At 68.7% G+C, this 11,769-nt stretch carries 7 protein-coding genes; 5 read left to right on the forward strand and 2 right to left on the reverse strand.

Going from position 1 to position 11,769, the window contains the following annotated elements:
- Nucleotides 1–152: 152 nt before the first annotated feature.
- From WMF39_RS31790 to WMF39_RS31805, 4 genes are all read left to right on the forward strand, one after another.
- Entirely contained in the window at nt 153–689 is a 537-nt protein-coding gene (locus WMF39_RS31790) for a hypothetical protein (protein WP_437740230.1), read from the forward strand.
- A gap of 89 nt (nt 690–778) precedes the next feature.
- Complete coding sequence (locus WMF39_RS31795) at nt 779–1,864, forward strand: hypothetical protein (RefSeq protein WP_437740231.1); 1,086 nt, start codon at nt 779–781, stop codon at nt 1,862–1,864.
- 169 nt (nt 1,865–2,033) lie between these two features.
- A complete protein-coding gene (locus WMF39_RS31800; protein ID WP_437740232.1) occupies nt 2,034–3,521 on the forward strand; it encodes a hypothetical protein in 1,488 nt (495 codons plus the stop codon).
- A gap of 21 nt (nt 3,522–3,542) precedes the next feature.
- Nucleotides 3,543–8,993, forward strand: a complete 5,451-nt coding sequence (locus tag WMF39_RS31805) for an AAA family ATPase (RefSeq protein ID WP_437740233.1) — start codon at nt 3,543–3,545, stop codon at nt 8,991–8,993.
- 86 nt (nt 8,994–9,079) lie between these two features.
- Here the strand turns inward: WMF39_RS31805 and WMF39_RS31810 are convergent, their stop codons facing one another.
- Both WMF39_RS31810 and WMF39_RS31815 read right to left on the reverse strand, forming a co-directional pair.
- Nucleotides 9,080–9,817, reverse strand: coding sequence for a pyridoxine 5'-phosphate synthase (locus WMF39_RS31810; RefSeq protein WP_437740234.1), 738 nt, complete (start codon nt 9,815–9,817; stop codon nt 9,080–9,082).
- Nucleotides 9,818–9,978: 161 nt separating this feature from the next.
- Nucleotides 9,979–10,308: an SPW repeat domain-containing protein gene (locus WMF39_RS31815; RefSeq protein WP_437740235.1), complete on the reverse strand. Its 330-nt coding sequence runs from the start codon at nt 10,306–10,308 to the stop codon at nt 9,979–9,981.
- A 321-nt stretch (nt 10,309–10,629) separates the two neighbouring features.
- Between WMF39_RS31815 and WMF39_RS31820 the strand changes: the two genes are divergently transcribed.
- On the forward strand, nt 10,630–11,739 hold the full coding sequence (locus WMF39_RS31820) for a THUMP domain-containing class I SAM-dependent RNA methyltransferase (protein WP_437740236.1): 1,110 nt from the start codon (nt 10,630–10,632) through the stop codon (nt 11,737–11,739).
- The last annotated feature ends 30 nt before the right edge of the window (nt 11,740–11,769 follow it).

An 11,769-nucleotide genomic window follows, 5' to 3' on the forward strand; every position in this document is an offset into this window, starting at 1 on the left:
TCTTGACTGGATCGAGCGGCTCGGAGCAGGCGGTTCTTTCCAGCGAGCGACGGCCCCTGAGGACTCGCAGAGCACGCGATTCACCGGGCCGCGCGCGCCTGCTGCGACGCGCGAAGCGCCCTTCAACTACACCACGCGAGGGAATGACGACTATGTCCACAGAGACAACGAATTATCCGCCCGGCGTCCTGTCATTGCTCTATCACCTGAGGTACGCGGGCCTCACCGTGAACCCAGACAAGAACAAGGTGCTGAAAGACTTTCGCCTGAGCGCCACCGAGAAGAAGGTGTTCAACAAGTGCGGCGACATGGGGCACCCCGACGACGACTGCGTCGCGAACGTCCTCTACCTCACGAAGGATGAGGTCAACGAGAGGCTCTTCAAGAACACGAGCGACGAGGCGCCCGCCCCGTCGGCGAGCGGCGTGGCACGCAAGCCGGGTCTCCTGTCCTTCCTTTATCATCTGGTGCACACCGCGGAGGTCTACAATCGCTTCCACCCCGACGATGAAGCGCGCAAGAACGAATCCAGAAGCTCGCTGATGAGCGAGTTCAAGCTGAGCGAGCGGCAGAAGAAGAAGCTCGACAGCCACATCGCAAGAGGCCCGTCCGACGACGGTTCGCTCGAGGCCCTGCTGGATCTCGCCGTTCCCGAGCTCAACGGCGACGCCTGGTACAAGGCCTGGTGAGCGGGTAGCCTCGGGCGCTGCTCGAAGGCCGACCGCGGCAGTCGGTGGTCATCACGCGGGCACGGCCCGGCAGGACGAGAGGTCGCTGCATGATCGTTCGGTCGATGGAGAAGACGCTGGAGCTCGTCGAGCCTCATGCCCCGCCGACGCTCGTGTCACCGCGAGATTGGCGCGCCTTCAGCCGCTGCGCCCCGGCCCTGCTGGACGCCGCCTCGGTCCTGACCCTCGAATGTCATCTGGGGGCGACCGCTGCGCGGGTCGACTTTCTTGCCTGTATTCTGGCGGAAGGGAGAGAGCTCCTCGCGTCTCGGCTCCCGCGCTCGCGCCGCGAAGGTCCGGTCGCCCCCGGCGGCCCTCCGCCGGTGGAAGGCGCCGATCCGCTCCGGGGCCCTCCAGGGCGTCTCCTCGCCGCGTGGACCACGCCCGGCACCCTCCTGTTCGAGCAGGTTCCCCTGCTCTGGTTCGAGTTCGATCAGCCGGCCGCGCGTCGTGGTCCGGTCGAGCCGTCCGTGCTCCTCTGCCTGGATCCGAGGCCCCTCACGAACCTGGAGGCCCCGGAGGCAGAGCGCGACTTCAGCCCGAGCGGCCGGCTCCGGCTCGTCGAGGCGGCCCTCTCCGTGCTCCTCGATGGGCCAGTCCCGGCGTCGACCCAGGCCGCGCTGCTCCGCGGATTCTCCCTGTTGCCGGACGGCGGCCACGCCGTTCATCTGTCCGTCATGAGCGCCAGGCAGCCTGCGACGCTCAAGCTCAATGTCTCGCTGCCGCGCGACCGGCTCATCGGCTACCTGCACGGGGTGGGCTGGCCGGGCAAACCCGGTGAGGTGGAGGAGCTGCTGAGAGCGCTGCGCGTCGATGACGAGCGCGTCACGATCGACGTCACCATCGGAGACAACGTCGCTCCTCGGCTCGGGATCGAGCTCTTCGATCTCGCGACCCGGAAGCTGGACCCGGGCCGGAGCGCGACGCTCGAGCGCCTCTCGTCGCTCGGCCTCTGCACGCCCTCGCAGCGCGACGCGCTCACCGCATGGCCCGGGTCCTCGCGCGAGCGCTGCCGGGAGCACGAATGGCCGTCCCGCGTGCGCCGCTGGATCGACCTGAAGATCGTCCTCGGCCCGGATCGAGCTCTGTCGGCCAAAGCCTACCTTGGTGTCTTACGTTGCTTCTCCCTCGCCTGAGAACCGACACACACGCTGTATTCCGGAGCGTCGCACAATGAAACGCCATTCGTCCTCCATCTACAGATCGGCTTCGATGATCCTGGCGGGCGCGGCACACCTGTCGTGCACCGCGACAGTCCAGCTGCAGAGCTCCTCTCCCCCGCCCTCCCCTCCCGAGAACACGGGCGTGTCCTCACCGGTTGACGACGAGACATGCCGGGCGGAGCTGTGGAGCAAGTTCCCGAGCTTCACCGACAAGCTGTGCTCGGCCCTGCCCCGAGACATCGATCCCGAGCTGCAAGAAAGAACCATAGGGAGGGGGAAATACGCAGAAGGCAACCGTCTATACGACATCCTGGCATGGCAGTCCTTCATCGCGATGGCATGGCCGGTGACCAAGGACGGCCGCGCGCGGCCTCGCCTTGCGGACGATGGCGCCCATGGGTGGGATACCTGGAAGACCAGTTACGACATCTTCAAGCCGGACGGCGGCCCACCCGATGCATGGAACCCTGCCGAGCAGCAGGCCAGGCGGGACGCTCCGGACACGAGCTTCGCGATCAATGCCTCCCGCACGCTCCAGGACGACAGACAGGCCGACTCGTTCATCCTCTGGGACCAGAACGGCAACAAGGTGTATTACGAGGTGCTGTACAGCGAGCGTTTGTTCAAGTACCTCAACGACAACGCGCTCTACAGCATCGATGGACAGATCGCCTACAGCGCGGAATACTGCGCCACCCGCGAGGAAGACTGCACCAACCCCGACGCGCCCTGGGGCAACCCGCGGAACGAGGATCAGATGCCCTCGATCGCGCTCAAGCTCGCGTGGAAGCTGCTGGACGAGAGCGACAGGCACCTCGAGGGGCGCTTCATCCTCCGGAAGGCGTACGTCCGCACGGGCGCAGGCCCGTCGCTGCAGACGTTCGGCCTCGTGGGCGCGAACGTCATGATCAAGACGCTCTCGGCCAAGAAGCAATGGGTCTGGGCTGCGTTCGAGCACATCGACAATGTCGATGTCAACCCGCTCGAGACGCACGACGGCAAGCCGCTCAAGCCCTCGTTCAACAATCCGGATTGCCCGCTGTGCCCGGTCAATGAGCCGCCGGATGAGCGCGTCTGGCCGCCCTCGGGGGGTCCGTGGGTCAGCCGCACGCAGGTGCACCGGCAGCAGCCGATCCGGGAGGACACAGCCGCCCTGAACAGCCAGGTCCAGGCGCAGCTCGAGAAGAACCGCTCTGCCCTGCAGTTCTACGAGCTCGTCGGCACGCAGTGGCCGACGGACGGCGGGGGCGAGCCGTCGCCGTCGGACAAGCTCCCCGATGCCGTCGCGAACGAGTCCGGCGGCCGGCCGTACCGACCTTACCTCGTGAACACTGTCCTGGAGACATACATGCAGAAAGGCAACACGGTCGCCGCCGAGGTGAACCGCGCTCTACGCCCCGAGACGACCCGGATATTCCACACGTCGAGCTGCATGGGCTGCCACTCCGACGCGCAGATCGCCAGGGGAAGGTCGCAGGATAAAATCACGTGGGGAGAGCGCGGCAGCGGTGATTTCTTGTGGAGCTATGCGAAGAAGGCCAGACCGAAGGCCGCCCCGGCGGGCGACGGGCAGGCCTATGGAATGACGAGCGCGGCCGCGGCCGACGCTCAGCCGAAGCAGCGGAAGTAGCTGCACGCGAAGGGCGAGTTCATGCAGATCCTCCTGGGCTACGATGTGACCGCGACCGTCGTCGAAGAGACGCGGACTGCCACCTATCGAGCCATCCGATCCGCCGACGGGCAGCCAGCGCTGATCAAGGCGCTCCACGTCGCTTACCCGACCCTGCTCGACATCACGCGCATCAAGCACGAGCACCAGCTCGCCCAGATGCTCGACAGCCCGTACATCCTGAAGGTGCAGCGGCTGGAGAAGCACCAGGGCGTGCCGGTGCTCGTCCTCGAGGATTTCGCGGGTGAGCCGCTGCACTCCGCCATCCCCGCCGAAGGGCTGGACATCGAGCTGCTCCTCCGCGTCGCGATCCAGCTCTGCCGAGCGCTCGAAGCCTTGAATGAACGGGAGATCACCCACAAGAACATCCATCCGGGAAGCATCCTGTTCGACCGGGAGACCGGCCGCGCCAAGCTCACGGATTTCAGCATCGCTTCCCGGCTGCCTCGCGAGAGCCAGACGATCGAGAGCGTCGCCCGGATCGAGGGGCCCCTGGCCTACATGTCACCCGAGCAGACCGGCCGGATGAACCGGGCCCTCGACCATCGCACGGATTTCTACTCGCTCGGGGCGACGCTGTACCAGATGCTCACCGGCCGGCCGCCGTTCCTGGCCACCGATCTGCTCGAGCTCGTGCACTGTCACATCGCCCGGCGGCCGACGCCGCCGGAGGAGCTGCGGCCGGGAGTGCCTGCCCCGCTGTCGAGCGTCGTCATGCGCTTGCTGGCCAAGGCGGCCGAGGACCGTTACCAGAGCGCGCGCGGGCTGCGCATCGACCTCGAGACCTGCCTCGCCGGGTGGAGCTCCGCCGGCGAGATAGCGCCGTTCCCGACAGGCAGGCAGGATCGCTCGGAGAGGCTGCAGTTCCCGCAGAAGCTCTACGGACGCGACGCGGAGGTCGCCGCCCTCACGGGCGCCTTCGAGCGCGTCGCCCGAGGCGCCACCGAGATCGTGCTCGTCCATGGCTATTCCGGCGTCGGTAAATCGACGCTGGTCAACGAGCTCCACAGGCTCGTCGTCGGCCAGACCGGCAGCTTCCTCTCCGGCAAGTTCGATCAGTTCAATCGGGGTCTACCCTACAGCTCCCTCATCGAGGCGTTCCGGCAGAGCATCCGCCAGCTGCTCACCGAGGACGAGGCGCGGCTCTCTGTCTGGAGGACGCGGCTCGGACGCGCGCTCGGCCCCAACGGCCAGATCATCGTCGATGTGATCCCGGAGCTCGAGCTGGTCCTCGGCCAGCAGCCGGCCGTGCCCCAGCTCGGCCCAGCGGAGTCTCAGAACCGGTTTCGTCAGGTCTTCCAGAGCTTCATTCAGGCCTTCGCCCAGAGGGAGCACCTCCTCGTGCTCTTCCTCGACGACCTGCAGTGGGCCGACGCAGCGTCCCTGGATCTGCTCCGGTACCTGAGCGAAAACCCGGCCAGCGGCTACCTGCTGCTGATCGGCGCGTACCGAGACAACGAGGTCACGGACGGCCACCCGCTGGGCCGCGCGTTCGAGCGCCTCCAGGTGGAGGCGACGAGGGTCACCCACCTCGCGCTGGCGCCGCTCTCCCAGGACGATCTCACGGGGTGGCTCGTCGACGTCCTCTCGTGCACGGCGGAGCGCGCGGGGCCGCTCGCGTCGCTCCTGGCCAGCAAGACCCACGGCAATCCGTTCTTCGTCATGGAGTTCTTGAAGACGCTCCATCAAGAGCGGCTGCTCGTGTTCGACCCGGCGCTCTCGGACGAGCGCGGCGTGGGCGCGTGGCGCTGGGACATGGATCAGCTCAGGTCCGTCGGGGTCACGGACAACGTGGTCGACCTCCTGGTCGGCAAGCTGCAGAGGCTCCCGCTCGCGGCGCAGAGCGCGGTGAAGCTGGCGGCCTGCGTCGGGGGCCGCTTCGACTCGAACATCCTGTCCATCGTGTTCGAGCGCTCACCGCGGGAGACGGCCGACGCCCTGTGGGAGGCCGTGCAAGCGGGCCTCATCCTGCCCACGGATCAGTCGTACAAGCTGCTGCTCGGCGCCGAGCCGGGAGATCCCTTCGATGCGTCGCTGGAGGAGCTCGCCGTCCCGTACGAGTTCCTGCACGACCGCGTGCAGCAGGCAGCTTATTCGCTCATCCCCGACCAGGACCGGAAGAAGACCCACCTCGACATCGGCCGCCTCCTCCGGCGGCGCCTCCCGGCCGAGCGCGTCGCGGAGCGGCTCTTCGAGGTGGTCAATCACCTGAACGCAGGCGCCGAGGTGGTGCGCGACACGACGGAGCGCCAGGAGATCGCGCAGCTCGATCTCACCGCCGGTCGCAAGGCAAAGGCGTCCGCTGCCTACGAACCGGCGCTGCGCTACCTCGCCGCTGGCACCGAGCTCGTCGGGGCGGAGGGGTGGAGCCGCTGTCATGAGCTGACGTTCGCGCTGCACCTCGAGAGGGCCGAGTGCGACTATCTCATGACCCGCTTCGCGGACGCCGACGAGAGGTTCGCGCTCCTGCTCCGCAACGCCCGCGCCGACGACGAGCGGGTCGCCGTGCATACCGCCCGTGTGACGCAGCTCCTGCACCTGTGCCAGTACGAGCAGGCCGTGGAGACCGGCTTGCTCGCGCTGCAGCTGCTCGGCATACGGCTGTCGTCCAAGCCGCACATGGGTGAGGTGCTGCTCGAGCTCGCCCAGGTTCGATGGAAGCTGCGGGGCAGGCAGATCAGCGAGCTCAGCGAGCTGCCGGACCGCATGACGCCGGAGATCCGGGCGGCGATGGGTCTGCTCATCACCCTCTGGTTCCCTGCCTACCTGCTGCAGCGCGAGCAGCTCATCGGGCTCATCATCCTCAAGCTCGTGCAGCTGTCGCTCACCTACGGCAACACCGAGGCCTCCTCGTTCGCGTTCGCCTGCTTCGGCATGTTCAACAGCTCGGTGCTCCGCGATCCCAGGACGGGCGCGGCGTACGGCAAGCTCGCCCTGGTCCTGGCGCGCAAGTTCAATGATCCATCGGTGACGTGCAGGACGCTCTTCGTCATCGCGAGCTTCCTGGAGGTGTTCTCGTCCCACCTGCGCGAGGCGCTCGATCTGCTCGCGGAGGCGATCCAGTGCGCCGTCGACTCCGGCAACCTGGTGCAAGCATCGTACTGCATGTGCCTGAGCATCTACTGGACCTCTCTGGTCGACACCCCGATCGCCGAGGTGGCCGCCCAGGCTCGCCGGTATCTCGAGTTCGGGCGACGGACCGACGCCCAGAAGGTGGTCCAGTGCATGCAGATCACCCTGCGCTGGACGCGAGAGCTGCAGGACGCCGACCCCTCCGCGCTGCGCTCGAACGAGCACTCGCTCGAGCCGGACGCGTACGTCACCGAGGACATGCAGCGCGCGCAGCACCTGCTGCTGGCGCTCCAGATCGGCTACCTGTTCGAGCGTCATGACGAGGTGGTGGAGATCGCGTCGCGGCTCGAGGCCTACAAGGACATGCTGGACCCGAGCTCGGCGTTCGTTCCGCACCACGCGTTTTACCGGGCGCTCGCGGCGCTCTCGCTGGTTCCGGACGCGGACGGCGCGGACAGGCGCCGCCTGCGCGGCGCGATCGACAAGGCAAAGCGGATCTTGCACAAGTGGGCCGAGCACAGCGCGGTGAACGCCCGCCACAAATATGCGCTGGTGCTGGCCGAGGAGGCGCGCGTGGAGGGCCGATCCAGGCAGGCGGCGAGGCTCTACGACGACGCGATCTCCGCAGCGCGGAAGAGCGAGTACCTCCACGATGTGGCTTTGGCGTGCGAGCGCGCGGCGCTGTTCCATCTGAACAGGGGCAAACCGCAGCTGGCCGGCTCGTACCTCCAGGAGGCGCGCGGCTGCTATCTCACCTGGGGCGCGCACACCAAGGTCCGCGCGCTCGACGAGCAGTATCCCGTGCTCCTCATGCGGTCGTCTCCGGCGCAGGTGAAGCATCAGAGCGGCACCGCCGTGACGGTGTCGCCGACGCCCCAGGACCTCGACTTGACCACGGTCGTCAAGGCGTCCCAGGTGCTCTCCAGCGAGATCATGCTCGGTCGGCTCCTGGACAGGATCATGCAGATCATGCTCGAGAACGCAGGCGCAGAGAAGGGAGTCCTCCTCATCAAGGAAGCCGGCCAGCTCGTCATCGAGGCCAAGGGGACGATCGTGTCCGGGGAGGTCACCGTGCTTCAGTCGATCCCGATGGATCAGAGCCCGGATCTCCCGCACGCGCTGGTGAACTACGTCGCCAGGACGCGGGAGAGCGTCGTGCTGCGCGACGCGGCGCGGGATGAGCGGCTGGTCAGCGACCCCTACGTCGTGCGTTGCCAGCCGAGGTCGGTGCTCTGTGCCCCGCTCGTTCATCAGGGACAGCTCGTCGGTGTGCTGTATCTCGAGAACAACCTCATCACCGACACCTTCACCTCGGATCGGCTGAAGGTGCTCCGTCTGCTCTCGTCGCAGGTCGCGATCTCGATCGAGAACGCGCGGCTCTACAACGATCTCGAGCGGAAGGTCGACGAGCGAACCGAGGAGCTCAAGCGCAAGAACATCGCGCTGGCGTCGACGCTCGAGCACCTGCAGCAGACCCAGCAGCAGCTGATCCAGGCGGAGAAGATGGCGTCGCTCGGCAACCTCACCGCGGGAGTCGCTCACGAGCTCAAGAACCCGCTCAATTTCGTCAACAACTTCGCTGATCTGTCCGTTCGATTCGCGGATGAGCTCGTCACGCTCTCGACCGAGCTCCATCTCGACGACCCGCACAGCGGCGAGGTCATGGCGAAGATCAGGGAGGTGCTCCCGATGCTGAGGATCAACGCGAACAAGATCGCGGAGCACGGCAAGCGCGCGAACGCCATCGTGAACAACATGCTGCTGCACTCCCGTGTCCTGTCGGGCGTCCGAGAGCCGGTGAATTTGAACGCGCTGGTCGAGAAGTCGGTCGAGCTCGCGATGGTCGGCAAGCTCGCTGCGGCGCCCGCCCTGGACGTGGTGGTCGAGAAGGAGTTCGACGCTTCGCTCCCGCCGGTCGAGGTGATGGATCAGGAGCTCGCTCGCGTGATCATCAACCTGGTCAACAACGCGCTCTACTCCGTGGGTGAGCGGGTGCGGGCGGAGAGGGGCGCCGCGGCGGAGCCGCCTCGCATCCGGGTGTCGACGCGCCGGGTCGGGTCGATCGCCGAGATCCGGATCTGGGACAACGGCACCGGGATACCGGAGCTCATCCGTGAGCGGATCTTCGACCCATTCTTCACGACCAAGCCCAACGGGCAGGGCACCGGGCTAGGGCTCTCCATCTGCTATGAGATCGTGCGTCACGGCCATGGAGGCGCGATCCGGCTCGGGAACACCGAGAAGGGGCGCCACGCGGAGTTCATCGTGGAGCTGCCGGTGCGTGGCCCCGCGTCCCGCCCGTCCGCGGCCGTGCCGGTGGATGACGTCGCTGTCGATCCGCTGAGCAAACACCGGAGCTGACCAGGGCTGGCGCCGCCGGCGGCGCGATCGCGGCGGGGCGAGCTCGGCCGGCGCAGCGCTGACCGGCGCGCTCGGCCGGCCCTCCGCTACTGCGCCGGCGCGGGGCGCCCCTCGACCGCCGCGAGGTAGTCGCGCACGGACTGCTTCATCCCGACCTCGAGCGCATGCGCCACGAGGTGGTGACCGATCGACACCTCTTGAATCTGCGGCGCTTCGCGGACGAGCGGCGCGAGGTTCTCCACGGTGAGGTCGTGCCCCGCGTTGATCCCGACCCCGGCCGCCACGGCGGCCCTCACGGTCGCGACGATCTTGTCGAGCTCCGCGCGGTGATCGCCGCGATCGAACGCCTGGGCGTAAGGACCGGTGTAGATCTCGATGCGATCGGCCCCCATCTCCGCGACCACGGGCACCACCGCCGGGTCGGCCTCGACGAAGAGGCTTGTCCGGATCCCCTCCTCCTTGAGCCGCTTCACCACAGGCTGGAGGACGAAGCGCCATTTCGCGACGTCCCAGCCGCGGTGCGAGGTGAGCTCGCCCGGCGTGACCGGGACCAGCGTGCACTGCGTCGGCCTGAGCTCGAGCGTGAGGTCCAGGAACTCCTCGCGGAGATCGCCTTCGAAGTTCGTCTCCACCGTGGTGATGTGGCGAGTCACCGCCCGCGCGTCGTCCGGCGTGATGTGCCGCCGATCCGCCCTCGGATGGATGGTGATGCCGTGGGCTCCGTAGTCGACGATCTTCCGGGCGAAGGAGAGGACATTCGGGGCATCGTGTCCCCGCGAGTTCCGCAGGAGCGCGATCTTGTTCACGTTGACGCTGAGCTTCATGGAACATCCTCTCGCCGGCTCGTGCGCGGCGCTCGCGACGCCGCTATACACGATCGACGCCGCGAGGCGAACACGCCGCGCGCCGCCAGCGCGCAGCTGGGGGAGCGCCGTCGGCGCCCCCGGGCCGGCCCTCCGGCCGCGGCGGCGCGACCGTTCGGCGCCTACACGCGCGGCGCGGCCCGCGAGCCCCGCACCGCGACGTCGGTCGCGAGGAGCGACACGACGAGGATGCCGACGGCGACGAGCGCGTTGTTCCACACCGTCGCCATCAGCAGCGCCGGTATCGTCCAGGCGCTGACGAAGAGCCACACCGCCAGGATCGCGGTGGCGTAACGCGCCCTCGGCGCCCAGAGCGCGATCAGGGCGAAGACGACGCACAGCGCGCTCACCACCCAGGTGTTGGTGAACTCGTCCCGGCCGTGGCGCCAGAGGAACGCGGAGATCAAGAGCCAGATCCCGAGCGCGATGTTGATGCCACGCAAAGCCGCCATCCGATGCTCCATTGGCCTCCCTCCCTCGCGGATCGCCGTGCCGGCGCCTCCGCCGCGCAACGCCCTGGCTCCCTCGCTCTGCCCGCTCGCCGCGGCCTCGGGCCAGGCGTCCTGCCCGAGCGGCCTCGGCCCGCCGACCGCGGAGCCCGCTCACTCCACCTGCCGAGCGCCGGCGTCCCTGCGCCCGGTCCACACACCCCAGAGCTCAGCGAACGCCGTGCGAATCCAGTGCCACGCGCCTCGCCCTGGGAGCGGCCGCGCGGCCAGAGGCCGCGTTCGTGAGGGCCGCCGCGCGGCGGTTCGGCTAGAAGCCCCGTCGCCATGGACTTCTTCGCGACCGCCGCCAAAGGAACCGAGCCCGCCCTCCGCGACGAGCTCCGCGAGCACCGGTTCCGCGGCGTCCGCGCGGATCGCGGCGGCGTCCACTTCTCCGGCCCGCCGGACGACGGCTTCCGCGCGTGCATCGAGCTCCGCACCGCCGTGCGCGTGCTCGTCGAGCTCGCCTCGTTCGACGCGCCCAGCGGGGACGCGCTCTACGAGGGCGTCTCGCGCGTCGACTGGGCCCCTTACCTGAGCCCGGTCCACACGCTCGCCGTCCGCGCCTCCTGCCGCTCGAGCGCGCTGACCCACACCCAGTTCATCGCGCAGCGGACCAAGGACGCCATCGTCGACCAGATCCGGCGCCGCGTCGGCGCCCGCCCGTCGGTCGACCTCGACGACCCGGATCTCGCCCTCTTCCTCCACCTCGTCCGCGACCGCGCGACGCTCTACGCCGACCTCGGCGGCGCCGCGCTCCACCGCCGCGGCTACCGCACGCACATCGGCGGCGCGCCGCTCAAGGAGACGCTCGCCGCCGCGCTGCTCCGCCTCTCCGGCTGGGACCGCGCCCGCCCGTTCGTCGACCCGATGTGCGGCGCCGGCACCATCGCCCTCGAGGCCGCGCTCTGGGCGCGGGACATCGCCCCCGGCCTGCGCGCGCAGCGCTTCGGCTTCGAGCGGTGGGCGTGCCACGATCAGGCCGCCGCGCGGCGCACGACCGAGCTCCGCGACGCCGCCCGCGCGCGGATCCGGCCCGAGGGCCCCGCGATCGTCGCCGCCGACATCGACCCCCGCGCCGCCGAGATCACCCGCGGCAACGCCCGGATGGCCGGCGTGCAGATCGAGGTCCGCTGTCAGTCCATCACCGCGCTCGCCCCGACCGCGCCGCCGGGCCACGTCCTGACCAACCCGCCGTACGGCGAGCGCCTGCCGGGGACGCTGGCCCTCTACCGCGACATGGCGGCGGCGCTGTCGCGGCTCGAGGGCCACCGCGTCGCCATCCTCGCCGGCACCGAGGACATCGAGCACGCCATGCGCAGGAGGCCGGAGCGCTCGCTCACCGTGTTCAACGGCCCGATCGAGTGCCGGCTGCTGACGTACGACATCCCCTGAACCGGCGCGCGGTGTCGGAGAGGGCGCGCC

It is taken from the genome of Sorangium sp. So ce1504, assembly GCF_051521635.1.
Lineage (GTDB): Bacteria > Myxococcota_A > Polyangia > Polyangiales > Polyangiaceae > Sorangium > Sorangium cellulosum_B.

Bases quoted from the DNA above. Each gene is read 5' to 3' on its own strand.
- WMF39_RS31790 (WP_437740230.1), top strand. From the start codon at position 153: ATGTCCACAGAGACAACGAATTATCCGCCCGGCGTCCTGTCATTGCTC.
- WMF39_RS31795 (WP_437740231.1), top strand. From the start codon at position 779: ATGATCGTTCGGTCGATGGAGAAGACGCTGGAGCTCGTCGAGCCTCAT.
- WMF39_RS31805 (WP_437740233.1), top strand. From the start codon at position 3,543: ATGCAGATCCTCCTGGGCTACGATGTGACCGCGACCGTCGTCGAAGAG.
- WMF39_RS31810 (WP_437740234.1), bottom strand. From the start codon at position 9,817: ATGAAGCTCAGCGTCAACGTGAACAAGATCGCGCTCCTGCGGAACTCG.
- WMF39_RS31815 (WP_437740235.1), bottom strand. From the start codon at position 10,308: ATGGCGGCTTTGCGTGGCATCAACATCGCGCTCGGGATCTGGCTCTTG.
- WMF39_RS31820 (WP_437740236.1), top strand. From the start codon at position 10,630: ATGGACTTCTTCGCGACCGCCGCCAAAGGAACCGAGCCCGCCCTCCGC.